The organism is Mesobacillus maritimus, assembly GCF_019749255.1.
Taxonomy (GTDB): domain Bacteria; phylum Bacillota; class Bacilli; order Bacillales; family Cytobacillaceae; genus Mesobacillus_B; species Mesobacillus_B maritimus_A.
The window spans coordinates 198,191-221,541 of sequence record NZ_JACWFH010000007.1; the positions used below are offsets into that span (position 1 = coordinate 198,191).

Genomic DNA, 23,351 nt, shown 5'->3' on the forward strand with positions numbered 1-23,351 from the left:
ATCTAATGGAAAATACGCTACGTCCAGTATTAGTTGGAAATGTCACCGATTTACCAGAAAAGCTAGGGAAAACCGTTAAGATTGGCACGAAAGAGATTGCTGTTTTTAGATTGGAAAATGGCCAGATTCGAGCCATTGAAAATCGTTGTCCCCATAAAGGTGGAGTCTTAGCCGAAGGAATTGTGAGTGGGGAATATGTATTTTGTCCAATGCACGACTGGAAAATTAGCGTCGCGGATGGGAAGGTTCAAGACCCTGATGTAGGGTGTGTCCAGTCCTATCGTATTGAAATTATGAATGAACAAGTATTTGTTTTTTTAGAAGACTAAATGCCTTTTTAAAAAATATCATTATTACATTAAATTACCTATAAAAAATCCACTGATACGGTTTTGGGTGATAATTTGACATCTAATTGGAGGATTTCTCTATGTCTTCCTATCATTTTTAACGATTACCCAGCTTGGTCAAGTAACCGACCATGGAATATGATGAAAATTGAGTCTGTTGCTGAAGCAAAAACATTAGGGTTCAAGAGCATTGTTAGTCTTTTCGTTGTTTTCGTGAAATCAATGTTATGTAATTGGAAGGTTTCGCTTGATGCTGTCATGGCAATGACAGGAATGATGCCTCTATTAAGGACGTTATAAACAATAGCCTGTTTATGCGTTTTTTTTTATGTTTTCAAATATCTTAATCCTTTTCATCATATTTCATGCTTTAGTGCAAATACTGAAATATAAATGTTTGGGAGGTAAGGGTATGAATGTCTGTGAGCTTTGTGGAAGAAAAGAAGTGGAGACAACTGTACATCACTTACTCCCAAAGGAAATGGGAGGTACTTTTGGAGAGACAGCAGAGCTTTGCATCCCATGTCATAAGCAAATTCATGCTTTATACACCAACCAAGAAATTGCTGTACGGCTATCTACCTTAAAAGAATTGCGGGAAGATGAAAAGCTTGCACGTTTTATCAAATGGATTAGAAAACAACCCGCAACTAAGATAATGAAAATAAGAAAGTCGAAGGAACGAAGACAGAAGTAGGAGCTCATATTATGCATTTTCTAACAATAGCTGAATGGGACGAGGGAATATGGCAGAAGGTTAGGAGCATATACCAAGAAGCTTTTGCCAACCACGGGGGAAAACCAGAAAAAGTTATAAGAAATATGTTTATTAGGTGCAATTGCCATCTACATGTTGTTTTAAATAGAGATTTTCCAGTTGGAATGGCTATAACGGGCGAAATAAATTCATCCAAGGTGCTAATTATCGATTATTTTGCTATTATACCAAATTATAGGGGGCAGGGGATTGGTAAAGAATTTGTTCAATACCTTAAAACTTGGGCGAACCAGCATGAATACTATCATTCCCTCTTACTTGAAGTGGAAAACGATCAAACAAAGGAGACCTCTAATAGAATCACTTTTTGGGAAAGATGTGGTTTTACGTTGTTGAAAAATTATATTCATCATTATATTTGGGTGCCAGAACCCTATCAAGCCATGACCCTTATGCTTCAAGATTCGATTCCCCTATTAAGAGGTGAAGAAGCTTTTAAATACATTTCTGCGTTTCATCGTAAATCCTTTCAAGGAACTAACTAGATTTTTAATGTCGTTTACATAAAAATACCCTGGGATTCCCAGGGGTTCGCTGCATTTATTAAACTGGATCATTGTCCATTTCTACATAGGATTTCAACGCGTGCTCTAGTGCATTAAAGGCCTGCCCAAAAGCTGCAGATGACGAAACATCCCCGGCATTCTCTAGCGCCGGCATTGCATGTTTAGCTTGTGTTAATGCTGTGATGGCATCTTCTAGCATTGTTCCTTTATCCCCAGATTGCTCTCTAGCTGTTTGTAGTTGTTGAATGCTTTGGTCTAAATCAAAAGTGCCGGGGTTGCTGTATGCCTTTTCTAAATCTTCTTTCACTTGCTGTAAAATTTCTTTCATCTTGGACCCTCATTTCCTTCTTAATCATTTCCCCCAATGTATTTTGACCTGAGACTTAAATTACTATTCATATTTAGAAAGGAGAGAGGATTGTATAGAAGCGCATTGTTGTAGATAGAATAACTATTCCTGTAGATATGGAAGGTAAGACTCTCACGGTCCTATTAACTACTTTCTTGTAACCAATTAAGGGGATCACCTGAGGATTTATAGGTCTTTTTGACTACACATTGCATAATCATACAAGAAAGTTTTTTTGGATTTTTATCAGAATATTATATCAATATGGTAGACAATCTCCCAGTTTTGTATTTTAATAGGATTAAGCTTTGAAAATATTAAGATAATTTAAACAATGGGGGTAAAAAAATGAAAAGGACGTTTAAACGTGTTGCTCAGTTTTCCGCGTTGGCGAGCTTGTTAACTTTAGCTGCCTGCGGTGGAGGCGGAGAGCAAGCAACTGGGGAAAAAGGTGGACAAGATAGTGGTGGAGAAGTTGTAAAAGCTGATATCGGAGTGGTTTCATTCCTTAGTGGATCAGGGGCTGCATACGGAGAAGCGATTACGAGCGGACTTGAATTAGCGCTTGAAGAAATCAATGCAAAAGGCGAAGTCGAAATCAACCTTATTATCGAAGACTCCGCTGGAAAACAGGACCAGGCATTAACGGCAGCACAAAAGTTAATGAACTCGGAAAATGTAACAGCACTAATTGGACCAACCTTAAGTACTGAAATGAATGTAGTTGGACCAGAAGCAGACTTAAATGGAGTCCCAACAATCGGAACTTCGACAACTGCTGAAGGAATTCCGCAAATTGGGGAATACATCTTCCGTAATTCATTACCTGAAGCATTGGCAATCCCTGCATCCATCGATAAAGCGATTGAAAAATACGGTGCAAAAAAGGTCGCAATTATTTATGGTAATGATGACGTGTTTACTAAATCAGGATTTGACACTATGAAAGCCGCAGCAGAAGAAAAGGGACTGGAAATTTTAACCATTGAAACATTCCAAAAAGGTCAATCTGACTATAATGCACAGTTAACAAAAATTAAGGGTCTAAACCCAGATTTAATTCTCGCTTCTGCTCTATATAATGAAGGAGCGGTTATTATGGACCAAGCCCGTAAAATGGGCATTGATGTTCCATTTGTTGGAGGAAACGGCTTTAACTCTCCTGAGGTCATTGAAATTGCTGGCGATGCCGCAGATGGCTTGATTGTTGCAACACCTTGGTATGCTGAAAAAGATGATCCGAAGGTACAAGACTTTGTGGGCAAGTTTGAAGAGAAGTATGGCAAGAAGCCAGACCAGTTTGCTGCACAGGCATACGACGCACTGTATATTTATGCTGAAGCATTGAAAAATGCTGGTTCTGATGACCGAGATGCTTTCCGTGATGCTCTAGCAGAAGTGGAAATTTCCGGAATTCTTGGTGACTTTGCGTTTGATGATGAAGGAGACGTTATTATGGATCCAACAGTACTAGTCATCGAGGATGGAGCATTTAAAGTTTTTAAATAGTTTAGACACTTATACAATATGGTTCGAACAACATCAAGAGTGAAGACAATTTTTTTAGCAAATTTGATTCATGAATGAAATGCATTTTCGGGCAGTGTTATCCCAAAGCTTATTTGCTTAATCTGGGTTATGCTGCCTTTTCTTTCATAACGGAAGCTGTTTTCTTGTATTTTGAGAAAAGAGCAATACTTAAAAATTACGTAAGTAGGTGAGATGCCTTGTTAATAGAACAACTCATTAATGGATTAACATTAGGAAGTATATATGCAATTGTTGCCCTAGGTTTTACACTGGTTTTCGGAGTTCTGGGCATCATCAATATGGCACATGGAGAAATCTTTATGTTCGGTGCCTTTATCGGGGTTATGATTACCTCAATTTTCGACGCGCCTTTATGGGTTGCCTTCGGAGTAGCGGTACTTGTTACTGCGGTTTTAGGATTCTTCCTTGAATCCTTTGCGTTAAGACCGCTTCGTAGCAAGCAGGGAGTCTCCCATCTAGCACCATTGATCAGTACGATTGGCGTCTCAATTTTTCTTGAAAATCTTTCTCATCATTTATTTGGTGCCGGAAATAAGCCGTTTGAAGCACCTTTTGCAGAAATCAGTATTCAATTCGGTTCAATTACCGTTTACCTTGTGCAAATTGTTATTTTTGTCATTTCGGTGATCTTAATGATCGCTCTGTCATTCTGGTTAGGGAAGACAAAGGCAGGAAAGGCGTTACGAGCAACAGCGGAAAATCTTGAAACAGCCAGCCTTCTTGGCATCAATACAAAACGAATTATTACGATGACCGTCATCATTGCTTCGGCAATGGGAGGAATTGCCGGAATTCTTGTCGGAATGGCTTTTAACTCGGTTAACCCACAAATGGGGTTATCAATGGGGTTAAAAGGATTAGCCATCATTATTCTTGGTGGGATGGGTAATGTACGGGGAGCAATGGCAGGGGGTCTCATCCTTGGATTGGCAGAAACATTCGTGGTTGTATACGGAGATTCTGGATACAAGGATGCCATTGCTTTCTTGGCCATTATCGTCATTCTCCTTATCAGACCACAAGGTTTATTTGGTAAAAAAATCACAACGTAAGAAGGTGTACCAATGCTAGCTGAATTAATCAATCCATATTATTTACAAATTGGCTGTTTTGTTTTAATTAATATTATTCTAGCACTAAGCGTATACGTCCCTCTCTCTACAGGGCAATTATCTCTTGCTAGTGCTGGTTTCATGGGATTGGGAGCTTATACTTCCGCTCTACTAACGATCAATTTTGAATTACCTATTTTAGTTGGAATTATTGCGGGTACTTTAATGGCGGGCCTCTTTGGAATCATTATTGGTCTTCCGACTTTAAGGCTTCAGGGTGTTTATTTAGCCATCGTTACCCTTGGATTCGGTGAAGTTATTCGTGTTGTGTTTGTAAATTGGGAATCATTAACGAAAGGCTCTGTTGGAATCTCTGGTATTCCCCATATTGGACGTGAGATTCTTAAAACGGTAAAAGAGTTCGGGTTCAACCCGCAAAACATGGGGTTACAAAACAATCAATTTATCTTTTTAAGTATCTTTTTGCTCCTTTTAGTAATTGCTATTTTCTTAGTTTGGTTTTTTAGAAGACAAAGTCGCTCTCGTGTTGGACGTGCTTACGCAGCCATTAATCTTGATGAGAAAGCAGCTGAATCGATGGGAATTAACATCACCTATTACAAGGTTTTGGCGTTTACTCAAGGAGCGTTACTCGCAGGTTTTGCAGGTAGTTTATACGCTCATGTTCTCGCTTATATCAGCCCGGCAGACTTCTCATATCATCGCGCTGTAGATATTCTAGTATTTACAATATTTGGTGGTAGCGAAGTAATTTGGGGGCCAGTATTTGGGGCAATCTTTCTTACTTTTCTTCCAGAGGTATTACGTTTTATTAGTGAATATCGATATATGATTTATGGTTTAATGATTATTATATTAATGGCTGTTCGACCACAAGGGTTGATTGACGTGAGTTTGATCAATTGGATTAAATCTAAAGTTTCGAAAAGGGGTGTCAAGCATGGTTCTAGCAGTGGAAAAAGCATGTAAAAACTTCGGTGGTCTAGCAGCCGTATCTGATGTCTCTTTTACGATTCAAAAGGGTGAAATCTTTGGCTTGATTGGACCAAATGGGGCTGGAAAAACAACGATGTTTAATTTAATTACATCAATGTTCCCGTTATCATCTGGCGAAGTCCTCTTTAAAGATGAAAACATTAATGGACTTAAACCAAATAAGATTACCGAGAAGGGAATTTGTCGTACGTTCCAAAATATTCGTTTGTTCCCAAAAATGTCCGCTGAAGAGAATGTCATGGTCGGTGTTCATTGTCGAAGTAAGTCTGGTGTTTTAAGTAGTGTTTTCCGAACAAAATCGCAGCGTAAAGAGGAGGAAGAAATTCGCCAACGTGCAAACGAGTTACTTGAATTTGTTGGGCTAGAAGGGTATGCGGATGTCACCGCAGAGAACCTTGCATATGGACAACAAAGAAGGCTTGAAATCGCCCGTGCGATGGCGAGTGATCCACAACTATTGCTTTTAGACGAACCAGCAGCAGGAATGAATGAGACGGAAACGAGTGATCTCTTTCAGTTGATAAAAAAAATTCAAACCCGGGGGATTACAGTTCTATTAATTGAGCATGATATGCCACTGGTTATGAATTTATGTGACCGCATCGCGGTTCTCAATTTTGGAAAAAAGATTGCAGAAGGTACACCAGAAGAAATTCAAAATAATCCAGATGTCATCGAGGCCTACCTCGGCAGTGAAGAGGAGGAAGACTATGCTTAAGGTTAGTGGACTTAATGCTTCTTATGGAAAAATACAAGTCTTAAAAAATATTTCTCTGGAAGTGGAGGAAGGAAGCATTGTTACGATTCTTGGTGCGAACGGTGCCGGAAAAACGACGACGATGAAGTCTATATCGGGTCTATTAAAACCTCAGGAGGGAAAAATTGAATTTCTTGGGGAGGATGTAACTGGCTTAAGGCCTGATCAGCTGTTAAAGAAAGGAGTTGCCCTTGTTCCCGAGGGCCGGCAAATCCTTGCTGGTATGACCGTTCTAGAGAATTTAGAAATGGGAGCTTATCATCGAAGGGACAACGAAATCGATAAAGACCTTGAGAAAATGTTTGCTCGTTTTCCGATATTAAAAGAAAGAGAGAAGCAACTTGGCGGAACCCTTTCCGGTGGACAGCAACAAATGCTTGCGATTGCACGAGCGATTATGAGTCGCCCTAAGCTTTTACTTTTAGATGAACCATCAATGGGTCTTGCTCCATTGGTTGTTGCGGATATTTTTAAAATTATTAAAGAAATCAACCAAAGTGGAACCACTGTGCTACTTGTTGAACAAAATGCAAGACAAGCACTAAAAGTCTCCGATTATGGATACGTTTTAGAAACAGGAAAAATCATTGCAGATGGTAAATCAACGGATCTTTTGAATGATCCAAGAATTATGGAAGCATATCTTGGACGTAAATCGAGTTGATTTCTCCTCAACATGGCTGGCATCAGAGATGTCAGCCATTTTACTTGTTTGATAAGAGCTCTTTTTGTAAAGATTGTGGAAAAATCCAATGCAAGTTTCATATTTTGTCAGCCATATTGTTTGTTTCTCGCTAATAAAAACATTGTTGAATATAGGACGTTTTTTAAAACTTAAGTAAATTAGAAAAAACTTGTTCCAAATGAAATAATTGTCATTTATAGTATTTCTAGGTGGTTCGCACTATCTAAATTTCTAGTAAGAGGGGGGAGCGTTGGTGGGGGCGATGATTGAGGTTAACGGGGTATCAAAATCATTTGGGAGTCAGTTGGTTTTAAGGGATATCCACTTTACGGTTGAATCAGGTAAAATTGTGGGCCTTCTAGGCCCAAATGGAGCAGGAAAGACAACTTTTATACGAATCTTAAATGGTGTTATTAAAGCAGACGCAGGTTCAATATCAATAATGGGGTTGAGTCCCAATAGTCATGGAGATGAAATTCGCTCTATGTCAGGAATTGTAACGGAAAGCGCTGGGTTATACCACCAAATGACTGGGATCGAAAATTTAGAGTTCTTTGCTGATTTATATGGTGTGACTGATAAAAATCAAATACAGAAGCTATTAAAATTGTTTGAGTTAGATATCCATCAGCAAAAACTAGTGGGCACTTACAGTACGGGTATGAAGAAAAGGCTTGCTTTGTGCAAAGCGCTTTTACATAACCCGAAAATCTTATTCCTAGATGAACCAACAAACGGATTAGACCCCGATGGAATTAAAATGGTTCTATCCTATTTGAAAAAATACAATGAAGAAACAGAGACTACCATTATTATTTGTTCTCATGTGTTGCATCAGCTCGAGCCAATCTGTGATTCGTTTGCTTTCTTGGAGGACAGAACCATCATTGAACAAGGCTCGATGTCAGACCTTGAGGCAACCTATTTAACAGATGTCATTGTACGAATCGGAACGGATTATACTCCATCCAAAAAAACGATAGGAGGGTATCCTTGTGAGCACAGCTCAGGGGGAATTTTAGTTACACTGCCTAAAAAGGAAGAAATCTCGACGGTTTTAAGAGAGCTTTTAAAACATCATCAAGTTTTTTCAGTCGAAATTGTGAATAATGACCTCGAATCTATTTATTTTAAAGTAAGGGAGAGGGGTAACCGATGAACAAGGTGATGATGAAGGCAATCATAAAAAAAGATTTAAGGGATATATTTCGAACCAAGAGTTTATTAACCACAATCATCATTATTCCGATCGTATTTTCAGTAATATTTCCAACAATATTAATCGGTTCTGCATTACTATTTGATCTCGAAAAAGCAATGGGTGCGGATATGCAGAAAATGATTGGAATGTTTTTAGCAGAAACTAAAAATGCGGATGTTCTTTTTGATACAACCGAACAAAAGATTGTGTATTTGATTATCAACTATTTGCTTCCTTCATTGTTTTTATTAGTGCCGATAATTGCTGCTAGTGTTGTAGCTGCAAACAGCTTTGTTGGTGAAAAAGAGCGCCGAACTCTTGAGAGCCTATTGTTTTCACCAGTTTCAATAAAAACCCTATTTATTAGTAAAACACTTGCATCCTTTATTCCATCCTTCCTTGTTTCACTCATTAGTTTTATCCTTTGTGGCTTCATTATTAATGGGCTAGGATATCAACTGTTTGGGGAAATCATCTTTCCATCAAGTAATTGGGTTGCTTTAATTGCTTGTCTTTCTCCAATGGTTATATTAATGACGGTCTTATTAAATATCTTTATATCTTCAAGAGTTAAAACCTATCAAGAAGCACAAAACATTGGTGGGATTATCGTTCTCCCCGTTGTGGGCTTAATTGTCGGGCAAGCAAGTGGATTGTTTTTAGTAGGAGCACAGCTTACTTTAATTATTTCTGCTGGGATATTGGTTCTAAACTTAGTATTGCTACAAAGAATGACGAAATTAAATGATCGCCATGTCTTATTTGAAAATCAAATTCATTAATGGAAAAAAGGCTAGAGCATATTAAATACGTCTGGGTAAAACAGGTCCAACCTTCATTATGGTTGGACTGTTTGTTTTACGATAGGATAAATGAAATTACAGGCACCACTATCGTAAGCAGCATAGCAGATGTAGTCATTGCCACACTGCCCATGGCACCTTCCTCTTCTCCCCAAGCAAGTGAAGTATTTGCTCCAATCATTTGTGCAGAAGTCCCCATCGCCAGCCCTTTTGCAGATTTACTCTTAATTCCCAATGTAGTAAATAATCTTGGTCCCATCCACACTGAGAATAATGCAGATATCACAACGAAAAGAATTGTCATAGAACTAATGCCTCCGAGGTTATCTGAAATCGTTAAAGCAATCGGAAGAGTAACAGAGCGGGGAATTAAGGAGGCGAGTAGCTGATGCGATATGTGGAAAATCTGGGACAAGACCAATACGGCCATCAGTCCTATAAACGTTCCAGAAACAACGCCTGTAATAATCTTTTTGTAATGCTTCTTTAAAAATTGCCATTGTTTATAAAGCGGAAGTGCTAATGAAACAACAGCTAGCTGTAAAAGGAAGCTAAAAATAGAGGATGCATGTTGGTAAGTTTCCTCTTTTACATGAAAAACAAGCAGTAAGAATACTAATAAGATTGATCCGGTGAACAGCGGATTTAACCATGCTTTCTTATATAGATAGAAAAGTTTAAGACTAAGAAAGTAACAACAAAGTGTAAGTAAAATGTAAACCACGGTAGTAAAGACTATATTCACTTGGTTCTCCTCCCTTTTCGATTTTCATACCATTCAACTGTTATAGCGGTGCCTAACAGACAGCTTATACTGCTTACTATTAAAACCAACATAATGTCCCACTGTAATACTTTAAAGATACTAGAAGAAATAAATAACGTAGCTATTGGAGGAATGAACAATAATGGCAGATGTTTTAAATGAAAAGAGGATACCTTTTCAACCCATTCTAGTTTAATTACCCCAGCTAAAAGGAAAAGAAAAAGTAGCAGCATCCCAATTACGCTAGCAGGCAATGGGATTGGAACAACGATTTCAATCCCATAGCCGAGGAGAAGGAATCCGATGATTATGAAAAACTGAAAAATCCACTTTATTCTCATAGTCAATCTCCTCCAATGGCTAAATTCTATTTTTAGCTTAGACTAGAAAGGATTCTTTGTCAGCAAACCTGTTAGGAAAGTTGACGGGATTTTGAATTATGGGAGGAATCATGACAAAAAGTTGGTGATACATAGGAAAGAGGAGATAAATACAGAAGGGGAAGGGATGAGGAAAAAAGGAAGACCCGCTACTCATCGAGAGGCAGGTCGTTACTTTCAAATGTTCAATAGGCCATATCATAAACACTTACAAAGGTAGCCATATAACGCACAAATCCATGCAGCGCAATTAGTTCGGCGATACCTTCTTTTGTAAGCCCAAGTTGTTCAAGGTTCTTAAGGACATCTCGATCCACATTTACAGGATTTACTGCTAATGACTTTGCTAATTTTGCGACGAGGATCTGTCTTTCGTTCATTCGTGCGGGGTAATTTTCTCGTAAAAGATCTTCAAATTGTTGGCGGTTCCATCCCATATCCTTTTTTAATATCATTAAATGAGCAACGAGTAATTCTTGGAGTCCAAGTGTATGAGCGATCACTGCAGCACATATTCTTTTATCTTCATGTTCTGCTTGCCCCGTTCTAAAAGTAACTCCGGCCAGTGCCCAAAGTCTTGATAAAACACCAGCATCCGCGGCAGCATAATAGGTGTTTGGAATACTTCCGTAATAGTCTTGTACTTCATGGAGTACCTTTTGTGTTCTATCATCATATTGTTTCATGTGATCCACTCCTTTTATTAGAATATTCAGATTAATAATAGCATAAATAGAGCGTTAAATGGAAATCTATTAATGTTGAAGGTTACACCTAGCAAAATATCTAGATATTCCCCCAATATGAACTATTTTTGTAAAAGTGAATACAAAACAACACTTTAATTTCCAGTATACTAAGGCATAATACTATTGACCATTGATTAAGTATTTGATTTTGCTTACTAAATATTATTTTAATGTTAATCAGTCTGTGTATGATCAAATATGGTACGACTTAATACAAAAATATTGTAACAAGCGTTGCTGAAAGGAGCAGGATGGCATGAAGGTGTTTGTTGTTGGAGCGAATGGCCAGATTGGACGACATTTGGTACATCTTTTAAAGGAAAGCAAGGAACATTCAGTTAGAGCTTTGATAAGAAAAGAAGAGCAGAAAGAATCTTTTAACCAATTAGGTATTGAAACTGCGGTCGCAAGCCTTGAAGATACAGTTGATGTTATCGCTAAGGCAGCAAATGGGTGCGATGCAATTGTGTTTACAGCAGGTTCAGGAGGGAAAACGGGTCCGGACAAAACCCTTCTTATTGATTTGGATGGAGCAGTAAAAACCATTGAGGTAGCTGAAGAACTTGGCATTAACCGATTTGTTATGGTTAGTGCACTTCAAGCACACAAAAGAGAAAATTGGAATGAACACATTAAACCTTATTATGTGGCCAAGCACTATGCAGATAGGGTTCTGATTCAAAGTGAACTCAATTACACGATTATTCGACCTGGTGGCCTGTTGAATGAATCGGGTACTGGAAAAATCACTGCAGGAGAATCTGTACAGGGAACAACAATTCCACGTGAAGATGTGGCGAGAATCATTTTGGAGTCATTGGAAGAAGTCAATACCTATAAGCGTTCTTTTGATGTCGTGAGCGGAGATACACCGATTCCCGATGCATTAAAAGCACTTTAATTTAATCAGGGAAATAAAATATTTGATTATCAGGAACTGAACATAGAAGCAGTTAAATTTATTCTGGAAAAATCACTCTGGCACCAAGCATTACCTTAGACCTTGCGACAGGCTGAACACCAGGAACATTTGGTCTTGCATACGATCAAAGGTATCAGACATGTTATTAAGGCATAACACCTTTTAATCTTGATGAATATGCCACATACGATTCCTATGGGATTAGGGACAATCATGGAAAGTAAAGAAATATTATTATTAGTTGCAGGGAGTCCATACAAGTAGCTTCGGCTGGTTGCTAAGCGGTAAGCTAGATGAATGCTTTACAGAATTCATATTAGTAAACCATTAAATTATAACAATTATTACGGATGAAGTTTTGCCCATAAGGGGTGGCTAACCTTCTAAGGAAGTTTTGAGGGAAGGGCCACCCTTTTTCATGTTTTCAGGATGGGATTTCTGGTTAAACTGGTAGCCATCATTTAGTTTTAGATTATACAAGGAGATGACACTCTTAATGAGAACAACAAAAGCTCCACAAGAGATAGATAAACAATTGAACAGCCGTGCCATCTTGTCGGGAATTTTATTTGGAGTAGGTCTGGTTACCTTTATAGATGAAATGGTTTTTCATCAACTTTTACATTGGCATCATTTTTATGACAAATCCACTACAAGTTTAGGTCTAATTTCTGATGGATTTTTCCATGGACTGAGTTGGTTGACGACTGTTGGAGGGTTGTTCTTAGTGGCAGATCTTCGCCGCAGAAATGCGTGGAATTGGAAAAGGTGGCTTGGTAGCGTTTTGTTAGGGGCTGGGGTATTTCAATTTTATGACGGAACAATCCAACATAAACTGATGATGCTTCACCAAATTCGGTATAATGTGGTCATACTCCCGTATGATTTAATTTGGAATCTTACTGCGATTGGCATGGTTGTCATTGGATACTATTTGGTTAGAAAATCTAAAAATTCATATAAACAAATGAATTTAACTGGTTCTAACTCATGACCTCTAATTTAATAAACCTATTTTTTGTTGCGATTGGGGTACTAGCTATTTTTGTATATCTATTAGCGGTTAGGTCATCAAATCAACATTACAAAAAATGGCCCTCCTATAGATCTTTATATTGGGTAATGGGCGTTTTTTCGGCGGAGGCAGCCCTTGTTGGTCCAATCGCAACACAAGCTCATCATAATTTCGCTGTACATATGGTGGGGCATTTATTGCTTGGGATGCTAGCACCACTCCTATTAGTGCTTAGTGCGCCCGTAACATTAATCTTAAGGAGTTTATCGATTTCGAAAGGTCGCCGTTTATCCAAAATGCTGAAAAGTAGGTTTGTAAAATTTGTGGGTGATCCTTTCGTTGCATCCGTTCTTAATATCGGTGGACTTTGGCTGCTATACACAACTGAATTATATTCAGCCATGCACCATCATGTGTTCCTGCATCTATTGATCCATTTCCATGTGTTTTTAGCTGGATATCTTTTTACCGCTTCCATGATTTATATTGACCCTATTTCCCATAGGCGGAGCTACCTTTATCGGGGGATTGTATTGGTGATTGCTCTCTCTGGCCATGGTATTTTATCAAAATATATCTACGGAACTCCACCAGTTGGAGTCCCATCTATTCAGGCGGAGCAGGGAGGAATGCTTATGTACTATGGAGGGGATGCGATTGACTTAGTTCTGATTTTTATTTATTGGCTTCAATGGTATAAGGGTAATCGACCAAGGGAGTCTCAAGATTTAAGAGAATCGATATGAGATAGTTTTTTTGTTACATTCATTAAGCGTTTTGATTGATTCCACCGTGCCCAAGCAGTTGATGAGTACATGCAAATGGTCACGGTGAAAGTTTCCATTGTTAGATTGACCTTCTCTACTAAAGTATCTTACCGTCTGTCATTAGTTTCGGTAACGCTGTTGGTAGGTGCTGGAATTTTCCAACATGAAACAAGCCTTGAACGGTGAGCTTTAATTCCGGAATGACTGGCAATGCTAGAAAAGAGAGTGTTAAAAAGGGGTTAAACCCAACAGATACTCCTAATTCCTTCAATGCGTCATTTACTTTCTGAAGCTTCGTGTATACCACCTGATAAGGAAGAGGGGAGAGGAGTCCGCTAATAGGGAGGTCAAGGGAAGCTAGTATTGCTCCGTTATTAACTACGATCAATCCGCCTTGCCTTTTATTGAGCTCAGAGGCGGCTAATAACATATCTTCATCATTTTCGCCACACAGAATAAGATTATGAGAATCATGGGAAACAGTAGAAGCAATCGCACCTGATTTTAAACCAAGACCTTTCACAATTCCTAATCCAATCTGACCTGTCATATTGTGGCGTTCAATTACCGCAAGCTTTAATAAATCATTGCCTACTGAGGTCTGAAATAAATTATCATGATTGACATCCACTTCCTCAATGCAGTGTCGTGTTACCAGACTATTAGGAATCACCTCAATGATATTGGCATATTTTCCGGTAACCGTAATATCTAAATCGTCTAGCAATAAGTTTAAAAAACGTACACTTTGCGTTAAATGAGGAGTAGACGTGGATTTGCTTGCACCCACTGAATTCTTTAGTACCCCATTTTGGACAATCTCCAATCCATCCTTGAATACCCGTTGAATGTTCATCTCTGTTAGGTTATCAATTAATAAAAGATCAGCTTTGTACCCTGGTGCTATGGCTCCGCGATCACGAAGCCCAAAGCATTCGGCGGCATTTAAAGTAGCCATTTGAATAGCTGTTATTGGGTTGAGTCCACATTGGATGGCGAGTTTAATATTAAAGTCAATGCTCCCCTCGTCAATTAAATCGTCCAGATGTTTATCATCGGTAACGAATAGGCATCGGCGTGCGTTCTTTTCATTTACAATTCCAATAATATTCTTTAAATCTTTTGCCACAGTCCCCTCACGTATCATCAGATACATCCCTTTTTGTAAGCGAGCCTTCGCTTCAGCGAGCGTAGTGCATTCATGATCCGTCCGAATTCCAGCTGCCATATAAATATTTAAGTCATCTGGTTGAAGACCAGCGGCATGACCGTCAATTATTTTTCCAAGAGATGACGTTTGACTAAGCTTTTCGAGCATTTGTCTCTCGCCATATTTTACTGCAGGAAAGTTCATGACCTCTGCCAATCCTAAGACCCTTGGATGGTGTAAGAAAGGTTGTAAGTCTTCCATACTTAGCTTGGCACCAGCATATTCAAATTCAGTTGCAGGAACGCACGAGGGCAGCATGACAAAAAGGTCGAGAATGGTGTTTTCTGATGAATCGAGAATGTACTTTATTCCATCTATCCCTGAGACGTTGGCAATTTCATGAGGATCGGTAATCGCGGTCGTGACCCCTTGTTTAAGAAGAACCTTTGCAAATTCTTGAGGAGTAACCATAGAAGATTCAACATGCACATGGCCATCAATTAATCCGGGGGAAATATAGCTTTTCTTGGCGTCCAACTCTTCTTTCCCTTTGTAACGTCCAATTCCAGCGATAAAACCATCAACAATAGCAAGATCATCTTCTATGATCTCACCATTAAATACATCGATGATTCTACCATTTTTTATCACAAGGTCCGCTTTTTCACGACCCGCAGCGACCGCAATTCTCCGCGCAAAAGTCTTATCCACTCTCGTCAGCCCTTTCAAGTTTAATAGGTGATTTTATCATTTGATTTTGTCCATGCCTTAAAAGCTGAATCTGCATTTTTAAGGGACACTTTCACCATTGGAATTTTTCGATTCTCATGGGGAACCTCAAGTTGTTCATATATAAATTTGTCATCAAAGCCTATATTGGCAGCATCTTCCTTTGTACAAGCAAAATATACTGCTTTAGGTCTTGCCCAAAAGATGGCACCTAGGCACATCGGACATGGTTCACAGCTCGTATAAAGTTCACAATCCTCTAGTTGATAGGAATTTAATAACTGACATGCATCGCGAATCGCTTGTACTTCCGCATGGGCAGTAGGGTCGTTTAGGCTGGTTACATGATTTTGGCCAACACCGACAATTTCGCCGTCCTTCACTACGACAGCACCAAAAGGGCCTCCTGTATTGTTTACTACATTATCCAGTGCAAGCTGAACAGCCATCTCCATAAACATATTCATCTATCATTCACTCACTTTCTTTAACTGGAAAATTTATTTTAGTTGCATTCCTCCATTACGGGGGAAATACGTTTCCAAATATCATATAAAAATCTTCCATTCTTTTAAATAAATATGGAAGGAAAGTTAACAGGGTATTTCATCATATTCTTATTACCTTAGCTAGTGAGAATAACTGATTGTATGAACGGAGGAATAGGTTGTCTCGAGTATTTTTTTAATTCATACTTTACAACTCGGAATACTAAGGTTATGATATTGGTAACCTATTAAAGAAAACAAGAATGTAATTGTAAAGAGCATAAGGAGGTCATGGTTATGAAGGAAAAATACCCTGTTATTGATGGTGCTGAGACATTTTTTTATAAAGGAAATGAAGTAGGGATACTCCTTTCGCACGGTTTTGTAGGCACACCACAAAGTGTACAGTTTATTGGAGAGAGACTTGCGGAGTATGGGTATACTGTTTTGGCACCCCGTTTACCAGGGCATGGGACCCACTTCCATGACCTTGAAAATTGTACCTATGATGACTGGTTTGCAGCTTTAGAAAATGGATACCACTATTTAGCTAAAGAATGCTCCACTGTATTTGTATTAGGCCAATCAATGGGTGGCACCTTGACGCTTAAGTTGGCACATAAATACCCTGAAATACGGGGAATTGTTACTGTCAACGCAGCCTTGTCGCTTCCTGCATTTGAGTACCTAAAAGATAGTCAGGTGCCACAGTTTCTTCCTGAAGGTGAGCCTGATATTAAGGCAAAAGGAGTCTATGAAATTACCTATGATCAGACACCTTTAAAAGCAATCCATCAACTTCAAGCGTTAATGGCAAGTACACCAAGGTTACTACCTGACATTACAACCCCAATCTTATGTGTGAAATCTTCCGTTGACCATGTTGTTCCACCTGAAAATACGGCATTTATATATAAAAAGGTAAACTCCAAAGTAAAAGATCTTATTACTTTGGAAAATTCTTACCATGTTGCATCGATGGACAATGACAAAGAACAGATTGTTGAAAATGTGGTTAACTTTGTTCAACAGCAGTTAGCAAAGGAACTAATTGCCTCTAATTCATAAAAAACGAGTGGCGGTTCACAGTGAACAGCCACTCGTTTTTTTTTTATAGTACAAAGTTTGCAAGGATAAACAAAATGATAATACTTATGAAAATACATATATTCGCTATTGTGCCAATTAAGCGGGTTGTTGAATAGTTAAATTCATGGGAATAGGGAATGACAGCTAGTCCAATTGGCAATAGAAATCCTATTAGAATCGTAATTCTAAACATATGACTCACTGGTAGCAAAAAATAAAAAGCTAACCCAAAAAGCAGCCCCAACCCATAGCGATAAAGCAAATACTTAAAGATGGGACGAACATATTGTTTTTCGAAGGTGAAATTCATATAAAGTCCTAAAAGAATTAAGGATAATGGCATATTGGCTTTTGAAATAATTGTGGCTAGATCAATGAATTCTGTTGGAAGTTTGATGTTCACGAGGTTTAGAATAGTCATGATGATATAGCTCATGAACGGAATCGACTTGCTAAATTTTTTTACAATTCCGATAGGATTAAGACTAAGACCATCTTTAGAATAATAACTTCCTAGAATATAGGATACCCCAAAGATGAGAATAGAATTGCCTGCATCAAACATTCCAAAATACAAAAGACCCTCAGCGCCCCAAAATGCTTCTACAAGAGGGAAGGCAAATAATCCTACATTGTATCCGGGAGAAAGCATCATCAAGGTCCCTTTTAATTCTTTATCTTCATTTTTAAAAACAAAATAAGCAAATAAAACGGATATTAACCCATAGCTGACGACAATAAAAGGGAGGAGCATTAAGGATGGTTCAATTTGGACGGAGTTCAGGGAGATAATCACAAGCGCAGGTAATGTAATATTAAAAATAATCCTTGAAATAACCTCACCATCTGATTCTTTTAAGATGTTCAGTTTTTTGAATAGATATCCAACACCAATTAATAGCATGATCGTTACAATTTCTTGGTTCATCTTGATACTCCTCTTGTTTCTAGCGCAATTTTATAATGGTATTTTTATATAATTTTAAGTTTGCTGATTCACATACAATTATATTATTATATCACCGATTTAATTCGCTGGGGAGAAAAAAGACCTGCTCCTAAAAGGCGCAGATCGTTAAAAAGTGTTATAAATGTTATCACATTCGCCACTTCGCGGTTCGTAAAAGCAGTGACGTTTAAAGCGACCCACTAGTGGTTGATTGTACCAAGTGGCCGGACAATCACCACCTGGTCGGAAGTACCAAAGACTGAATTTTGCTGGCCACTCCCGATGACCTCTTACCGCTTTTCGTGCAAGCTTTTTTTCCGCCTCTCTAGCTCTCTGATAAAAATACCCTTTTTGAGTAGCTTCGAACGCATGCTCTTGGTAAATCATTTGAGGAATCGTCCTTATCCCTTTAAAATCCGAGCAGTTCCCTCTAATCCGGTTTATGCCAACTGAACCTACATGCATCATGCCTTGAATACCTTCGCCTTCAGCTTCAGCCCTCAGCAATCTTGCCAACAGATTGATATCTGATTCAGTATGTTTCACCACGGCCATAAGCCCACCTCCACTATACCTTATCATATTGCAATAAGATGAAGATGGTTCCCTACTATAACAAACTTGACCCAATAGAAGTAAGTGAATCTGGCCTGATCGGCAAAACGAAAAGCGATAGCTACAATCTTGTTAATATGCTCATTGTTGGCCGTTTTCGTAAAAAAGGTGTTGTTCCTATCTTAAAGTCGAATTTAATGTAAATAAGTTTGCAAGCTCTTTTCTACTGCAGCGAAACAAGGCTAAAACATCCAATATTAAAGGAAAAAAGTGATCAAATTGTGAGATATGTCTAGAGATTGGTATGGTTTGAACGTAGTTTATCGTGGTAAAAGATTGTTTTATGTGAATTTCACTATCATTTTGTCAGATAAAATAGTATTATGTAAAAATATTCAGCTTGAGGCACAAAAGGAGAATTCTTATTTATGAAGACACATGAACAATGGACATCCAAGCTTGGCTTCATTCTAGCAGCGGCTGGTTCCGCGATAGGATTAGGAGCTATTTGGAAGTTTCCCTATATGGCTGGTACGAATGGGGGAGCCATATTTTTCTTGTTTTTTATCCTATTAACCATATTCGTAGGCGCCCCGATATTAATTGCGGAGTTTTTGATTGGCCGGAATAGTCAAAAGGATGCAATCCGGGCGTATCAAAAGCTTGCTCCTGGAACCAAATGGCATTATATTGGCGGAGCTGGTGTGATCTTTTCCTTTATCTTGCTATCATTTTATAGTGTTGTTGGGGGATGGATCCTTTCGTATTTGGGAAGAAGCATCACCGGTTCTTTATCAAATGCTAATTACGGGGAATTATTTAATGAAATTATTGCTAACCCAATAGAAGTGGTGGTCTGTCAGTTTATTTTTATGATCATGACGATTATGGTCGTGAAAGGTGGCGTCCAGAAGGGAATTGAACGAGCAAGTAAATATATGATGCCTGCACTTTTTCTTTTATTTATTATTCTTGCAATTCGTTCGTTAACATTAGAAGGGGCAGGAGCAGGTATTGAGTTTTTGCTCAAACCGGATTTCTCGGCATTAACAGCAGAAACCATTCTTTTGGCATTAGGACAAGCTTTTTTCACCTTAAGTGTCGGAATTTCCGTCATGGTGACGTATGCTTCTTACCTATCTAAATCAGAAAACATCGTCAAATCCGCTTTTTCGGTTGCAGGCTTAAACATCTTAATTTGTTTCCTAGCAGGAATTGTTATCTTCCCAGCTGTGTTTGCGCTCGGTTTTGAGCCTGGCCAGGGACCTGGATTAGTGTTTGTCGTCTTGCCAGCTGTGTTTAATGAAATGGCCTTTGGCAGTGTATTCTTATTTATTTTTCTTGTCCTGCTTTTATTCGCAACGCTTACCTCGGCCTTTTCAATTTTAGAAATAGTTGTCGCCGTTCTGGTAAAAGATGAAAAGGAAAAGCGGGGCAAATTGGCTTGGATTAGTGGACTTTTGATTTTTCTTGTTGGTGTACCTAGTGCGCTTTCGTTTGGTGTCTTTTCAGAAGTTCAACTTTTTGGAAAGTCGATTTTTGATGCAGCAGATTTCCTCGTCAGCAATATAGGGTTACCGCTTGGAGCTTTATTCATTTCATTATTTGTTGGCTACAGACTCCCACGTAATTTGGTGAAGGAAGAATTATCAATGGGAACAAATGGTCTAGGGATTTTTTACGATATTTGGTACTTTTCCATTCGCTTTGTTGTTCCGATTGCTATTGCTGTTGTATTCCTGCAATCCATCGGGCTTCTTTAAGCCACTGAACTTGATACTCATTTAAAGAAACATGCAAAGGGCTGTCTTATTGATGGCTCTTTTTGCATACCTATAAATCAAGTGAATCGAGTGAGATGAATAGAATGGGGGGAAATCATGCAAAATCAAGTGTACTTACCCGACCTTCAAAAAAAGGCTTTTATTCATGCTCCTATTGAAACAGTGTGGGCAGCTGTAGCAACGTCTGAGGGTCTGGCAAGCTGGTTTATGCTTAATGATTTTAAGCCGTTGAAAGGTCATAAATTTGAATTGAACCGTGGACAGTTTGGCGTTTCGCCTTGTTATGTAAAAGAAGTGAGCCCAACCCATCATCTTTCTTTTACATGGGGAAAAGATTGGACCGTTGCATTTGAACTGAAAGAGCATGGGGACTTAACGGAATTTACGGTCACTCATTCTGGTTGGGATCCGGAAAAGATAACTGAATTTCGTGCGGCACACTCCGTTGTTCATGAAAACATGGATATTGGTTGGTCGAACTTAATCAAGAAACTATACGACTATGTTGAAGGAAATAATAGGTCGTAATAGACATTAAAAAGACGCCAAGTTATAAAAGTAAGTAGTTCGGTTTTTAAAAACAGATTATATAAAACATAGCCTTTTTGGACTAACGGGTAGCGATCCTTCAATAACGAAGGATCGCTTTTTTAATCGAAGCAAATGCAGCAGAATAGTTGAACAAGATTTCAACTGAGTCAGCACTATTATCACAGTACAAATTTCCTCTTTTTGATAAAATATTCAATCTATTATTATCCTCTAATGTATAATTAGTTTATTGTGTATTGTAGCTGTTCAAATACAGGTGCAAGTTGTTGAAAAATAGTTTTGGAGGGATTATGTGAAATCTATTATTCTAAATCGTCTTACCGATATTCAGAGTCAGAATGAATTCTCAGGAAGTGTTTTGGTTAAAAAAGATAATGGAGTTTTGACAGAAGTTAGCTATGGGTATGCTAATCGTTCTGAGCAAATTGAAAATAGCTCCTTTACACGATATGGAATAGCATCAGGATGCAAACTGTTTACGTCAATAGCAATTTGTCAGCTTGTAGAAGATGGAAAATTAACTTTTGAAACAAAGTTAGCAGATTGCCTTAAATTTTCTTTTCCAAATTTTGATAAAGATATAACCATTCACCACCTATTAACACATACAGCTGGTATACCAGATTATTTTGACGAGGAAGTAATGGATGACTTTGAAGAATTGTGGGTTAAGAACCCAATGTATCATATTAGAACCTTGGAAAACTTCTTACCACTTTTTCAGAACCAGCCAATGAAAGCAAAAGTAAATGAAAGATTCCATTATAATAATGCTGGCTATATTTTACTTGGGTTAATTGTAGAGCAAGTAAGTCAGCTTCAATTTGCTGAATATATTGAAGAAAATATCTTTAAAAAAGCAGGGATGATCAACTCGGGTTATTTCGAATTTGATTCCCTTCCTAAAAATACTGCACTTGGTTATATAGACTATCCGAATGGTACTTGGAAGACAAATATTTACTCATTGCCTGTTAAAGGTGGTTCAGATGGTGGGGCATTTGTAACCGTGAACGACATGGCACTCTTCTGGGATTCGCTTGTAAACAATCAATTACTTAGTGAAGAATACACTTATATGATACTTAATCCATATGTTCAAACGAATAAAAAAAATAGCTTTTATGGGTATGGATTATGGATTGAAAAGAATGATGATGAAATTTATAAATATCATATAATGGGGTATGACCCTGGGGTTAGTTTTCATTCTGCATATTATCCCAAGAACTCAATTAAAAGTGTCATTTGTTCTAATAAATCTGAAGGAGCATATGACATGATGAAAGGAATTGAGGATGAAATATAAAAACTACCTTTGTTTGTGAAGAAATGTACTCAGAGTAAGAGGGATTTAATTGAATAAACAATAAAAGAAACGCTCAGAAACTTCTGAGCGTTTTTCAGTGCTAATAATATTATGATTTCTCTTGTTATTTTGGATGCTGAGAAATTCAGCGGCATTTTAGCCTTCTACTCATTTTGCACTCCAAAACAGAACCTGTTATGTAAAAGGGAGCGTCTTTTTTAACTGTTTTTATTCGAAAGATTCACCGGTGGCTGTTTGTGTCATGACTTCGCATAAAAAATTGGCTACTTGGTGTTCAAGCTCAATATACTCACTTAACAAGAAGGCAGCACCTTGAAAAAGCGGGGATTTTGTTGAGTGTATCAGTTTCTCACAGAATGTTGGTGCCCATCTTCCTAAGTGTTCGTTTAAAAAGTAGGTATGATCCTCAATTAATTTCTTTGTATCTGCATCATCATCACTTTCAAAAATCTCCTGAGTCAGGTAGCTCATAAACTCCAATTCAAGCACAATATGGTCTTCAGGTTCATTATTTTCATTGTTAATATACAAACCGTACTGTTGATAACATTTTCGAACTTGGAGGGTCTGCTCATTGAACAATAGATGTTCTCGTCCTAGATAGACGGATTCCCATAGTGGCGCAGGGAGAGCGTGAGGACCAACAAATAGTCGAGTATATTCATCCTTTGCATCTTGCATGGATTTTGGTCCTAACAGCAAAGAATCAATTGATTTTGAAATTACACTTGCGTTATCACTAATCTCACATAGAGATTGGAAAGTTGGATTATTTTTAAGTGCATACAATGAATCTTTTTCAGGTGAACGATTCAAAATAAAACGGACCACTTCGTTCATGATAGATCTTGTCTGGAATAAGATGCCGAAAGTATGCTCTTTTTCTGTGATAGCCGTCATTTCTTTTCCCTCTTTCTAATATAGGAATAAAGTATATAAGAAAATTGTATATGAGAGAGGGAGTTTTTTATTATATAAAGATCAGTTGTCATACAATTGTCTAAGTTTTATTAAAAAATGATGAACATTACGGTCTAACACAGTAAAAGTAAGCTTTTTTAGGCAGGTTAGGTAAGG

General features: G+C 38.1%; 27 protein-coding genes. 18 read left to right on the forward strand and 9 right to left on the reverse strand.

What is annotated here, in order from left to right:
• Positions 1-5: 5 nt before the first annotated feature.
• From nirD to H0185_RS04235, 4 genes are all read left to right on the forward strand, one after another.
• Positions 6-329 (forward strand): nitrite reductase small subunit NirD, encoded by a 324-nt coding sequence (nirD, locus tag H0185_RS04220; RefSeq protein ID WP_221871488.1) that lies wholly within the window; start codon positions 6-8, stop codon positions 327-329.
• Between the two features lie 75 nt (positions 330-404).
• The gene (locus tag H0185_RS04225) at positions 405-650 is read left to right on the forward strand and encodes a hypothetical protein (protein ID WP_221871490.1); all 246 of its coding nucleotides are present in this window, start codon (positions 405-407) and stop codon (positions 648-650) included.
• A gap of 112 nt (positions 651-762) precedes the next feature.
• Positions 763-1,047 carry an HNH endonuclease gene (locus H0185_RS04230; protein WP_221871492.1) on the forward strand — a complete coding sequence of 95 codons (285 nt, stop codon included), beginning with the start codon at positions 763-765 and terminating at the stop codon, positions 1,045-1,047.
• An 11-nt stretch (positions 1,048-1,058) separates the two neighbouring features.
• A complete protein-coding gene (locus H0185_RS04235; protein WP_221871494.1) occupies positions 1,059-1,613 on the forward strand; it encodes a GNAT family N-acetyltransferase in 555 nt (184 codons plus the stop codon).
• 58 nt (positions 1,614-1,671) lie between these two features.
• Here the strand turns inward: H0185_RS04235 and H0185_RS04240 are convergent, their stop codons facing one another.
• Complete coding sequence (locus H0185_RS04240; RefSeq protein WP_221871496.1) at positions 1,672-1,962, reverse strand: hypothetical protein; 291 nt, start codon at positions 1,960-1,962, stop codon at positions 1,672-1,674.
• A gap of 369 nt (positions 1,963-2,331) precedes the next feature.
• Here H0185_RS04240 and H0185_RS04245 point away from each other — a divergent pair, with 369 nt between their 5' ends.
• The 7 genes from H0185_RS04245 to H0185_RS04275 all read left to right on the forward strand — a co-directional run bounded on the left by H0185_RS04245 (position 2,332) and on the right by H0185_RS04275 (position 9,028).
• Positions 2,332-3,492: an ABC transporter substrate-binding protein gene (locus H0185_RS04245; RefSeq protein WP_221871498.1), complete on the forward strand. Its 1,161-nt coding sequence runs from the start codon at positions 2,332-2,334 to the stop codon at positions 3,490-3,492.
• A 218-nt stretch (positions 3,493-3,710) separates the two neighbouring features.
• Positions 3,711-4,586 carry a branched-chain amino acid ABC transporter permease gene (locus H0185_RS04250; RefSeq protein ID WP_221871500.1) on the forward strand — a complete coding sequence of 292 codons (876 nt, stop codon included), beginning with the start codon at positions 3,711-3,713 and terminating at the stop codon, positions 4,584-4,586.
• Positions 4,587-4,598: 12 nt separating this feature from the next.
• Positions 4,599-5,576 carry a branched-chain amino acid ABC transporter permease gene (locus tag H0185_RS04255; RefSeq protein WP_221871502.1) on the forward strand — a complete coding sequence of 326 codons (978 nt, stop codon included), beginning with the start codon at positions 4,599-4,601 and terminating at the stop codon, positions 5,574-5,576.
• On the forward strand, positions 5,548-6,321 hold the full coding sequence (locus H0185_RS04260) for an ABC transporter ATP-binding protein (RefSeq protein ID WP_221871504.1): 774 nt from the start codon (positions 5,548-5,550) through the stop codon (positions 6,319-6,321). Before H0185_RS04255 ends, H0185_RS04260 begins: the two co-directional genes overlap by 29 nt.
• A complete protein-coding gene (locus tag H0185_RS04265; RefSeq protein WP_221871506.1) occupies positions 6,314-7,024 on the forward strand; it encodes an ABC transporter ATP-binding protein in 711 nt (236 codons plus the stop codon). The genes H0185_RS04260 and H0185_RS04265 overlap by 8 nt, the downstream gene beginning before the upstream one ends.
• A 283-nt stretch (positions 7,025-7,307) precedes the next feature.
• The gene (locus H0185_RS04270; RefSeq protein WP_246629025.1) at positions 7,308-8,204 is read left to right on the forward strand and encodes an ABC transporter ATP-binding protein; all 897 of its coding nucleotides are present in this window, start codon (positions 7,308-7,310) and stop codon (positions 8,202-8,204) included.
• Entirely contained in the window at positions 8,201-9,028 is an 828-nt protein-coding gene (locus H0185_RS04275) for an ABC transporter permease (RefSeq protein ID WP_221871511.1), read from the forward strand. The genes H0185_RS04270 and H0185_RS04275 overlap by 4 nt, the downstream gene beginning before the upstream one ends.
• Before the next feature lie 76 nt (positions 9,029-9,104).
• Here the strand turns inward: H0185_RS04275 and H0185_RS04280 are convergent, their stop codons facing one another.
• The 3 genes from H0185_RS04280 to H0185_RS04290 all read right to left on the reverse strand — a co-directional run bounded on the left by H0185_RS04280 (position 9,105) and on the right by H0185_RS04290 (position 10,881).
• Positions 9,105-9,794, reverse strand: coding sequence for an LrgB family protein (locus tag H0185_RS04280; RefSeq protein ID WP_221871513.1), 690 nt, complete (start codon positions 9,792-9,794; stop codon positions 9,105-9,107).
• On the reverse strand, positions 9,791-10,156 hold the full coding sequence (locus H0185_RS04285; protein WP_221871515.1) for a CidA/LrgA family protein: 366 nt from the start codon (positions 10,154-10,156) through the stop codon (positions 9,791-9,793). The genes H0185_RS04280 and H0185_RS04285 overlap by 4 nt, the downstream gene beginning before the upstream one ends.
• A gap of 224 nt (positions 10,157-10,380) precedes the next feature.
• Positions 10,381-10,881 (reverse strand): hypothetical protein, encoded by a 501-nt coding sequence (locus tag H0185_RS04290; RefSeq protein ID WP_221871517.1) that lies wholly within the window; start codon positions 10,879-10,881, stop codon positions 10,381-10,383.
• A gap of 319 nt (positions 10,882-11,200) precedes the next feature.
• Here H0185_RS04290 and H0185_RS04295 point away from each other — a divergent pair, with 319 nt between their 5' ends.
• The 3 genes from H0185_RS04295 (at position 11,201) to H0185_RS04305 (ending at position 13,627) form a co-directional block, all read left to right on the forward strand.
• The gene (locus H0185_RS04295; RefSeq protein WP_221871519.1) at positions 11,201-11,845 is read left to right on the forward strand and encodes an SDR family oxidoreductase; all 645 of its coding nucleotides are present in this window, start codon (positions 11,201-11,203) and stop codon (positions 11,843-11,845) included.
• Between the two features lie 517 nt (positions 11,846-12,362).
• Complete coding sequence (locus tag H0185_RS04300) at positions 12,363-12,860, forward strand: DUF2243 domain-containing protein (protein ID WP_246628998.1); 498 nt, start codon at positions 12,363-12,365, stop codon at positions 12,858-12,860.
• Entirely contained in the window at positions 12,857-13,627 is a 771-nt protein-coding gene (locus H0185_RS04305) for a cytochrome c oxidase assembly protein (RefSeq protein WP_221871523.1), read from the forward strand. Before H0185_RS04300 ends, H0185_RS04305 begins: the two co-directional genes overlap by 4 nt.
• Before the next feature lie 118 nt (positions 13,628-13,745).
• Here the strand turns inward: H0185_RS04305 and ade are convergent, their stop codons facing one another.
• On the reverse strand, positions 13,746-15,518 hold the full coding sequence (gene ade / locus H0185_RS04310) for an adenine deaminase (RefSeq protein WP_221871896.1): 1,773 nt from the start codon (positions 15,516-15,518) through the stop codon (positions 13,746-13,748).
• An 11-nt stretch (positions 15,519-15,529) separates the two neighbouring features.
• The gene (locus tag H0185_RS04315; protein ID WP_221871525.1) at positions 15,530-15,994 is read right to left on the reverse strand and encodes a nucleoside deaminase; all 465 of its coding nucleotides are present in this window, start codon (positions 15,992-15,994) and stop codon (positions 15,530-15,532) included.
• Positions 15,995-16,312: 318 nt separating this feature from the next.
• Here H0185_RS04315 and H0185_RS04320 point away from each other — a divergent pair, with 318 nt between their 5' ends.
• Positions 16,313-17,083, forward strand: coding sequence for an alpha/beta hydrolase (locus tag H0185_RS04320; RefSeq protein WP_221871527.1), 771 nt, complete (start codon positions 16,313-16,315; stop codon positions 17,081-17,083).
• A 43-nt stretch (positions 17,084-17,126) separates the two neighbouring features.
• On the opposite strand, the gene H0185_RS04325 is transcribed toward H0185_RS04320, so the two are convergent.
• The gene (locus tag H0185_RS04325) at positions 17,127-18,032 is read right to left on the reverse strand and encodes an AEC family transporter (RefSeq protein ID WP_221871529.1); all 906 of its coding nucleotides are present in this window, start codon (positions 18,030-18,032) and stop codon (positions 17,127-17,129) included.
• A gap of 147 nt (positions 18,033-18,179) precedes the next feature.
• On the reverse strand, positions 18,180-18,608 hold the full coding sequence (locus H0185_RS04330) for a cell wall hydrolase (RefSeq protein ID WP_221871531.1): 429 nt from the start codon (positions 18,606-18,608) through the stop codon (positions 18,180-18,182).
• A 428-nt stretch (positions 18,609-19,036) separates the two neighbouring features.
• Between H0185_RS04330 and H0185_RS04335 the strand changes: the two genes are divergently transcribed.
• From H0185_RS04335 to H0185_RS04345, 3 genes are all read left to right on the forward strand, one after another.
• The gene (locus H0185_RS04335) at positions 19,037-20,371 is read left to right on the forward strand and encodes a sodium-dependent transporter (RefSeq protein WP_221871533.1); all 1,335 of its coding nucleotides are present in this window, start codon (positions 19,037-19,039) and stop codon (positions 20,369-20,371) included.
• Positions 20,372-20,488: 117 nt separating this feature from the next.
• Positions 20,489-20,920 (forward strand): SRPBCC family protein, encoded by a 432-nt coding sequence (locus tag H0185_RS04340; RefSeq protein ID WP_221871535.1) that lies wholly within the window; start codon positions 20,489-20,491, stop codon positions 20,918-20,920.
• 316 nt (positions 20,921-21,236) lie between these two features.
• Positions 21,237-22,253: a serine hydrolase domain-containing protein gene (locus H0185_RS04345; RefSeq protein ID WP_221871537.1), complete on the forward strand. Its 1,017-nt coding sequence runs from the start codon at positions 21,237-21,239 to the stop codon at positions 22,251-22,253.
• A gap of 228 nt (positions 22,254-22,481) precedes the next feature.
• Here the strand turns inward: H0185_RS04345 and H0185_RS04350 are convergent, their stop codons facing one another.
• Positions 22,482-23,174: a TorD/DmsD family molecular chaperone gene (locus H0185_RS04350; protein ID WP_221871539.1), complete on the reverse strand. Its 693-nt coding sequence runs from the start codon at positions 23,172-23,174 to the stop codon at positions 22,482-22,484.
• Positions 23,175-23,351: the final 177 nt, after the last annotated feature.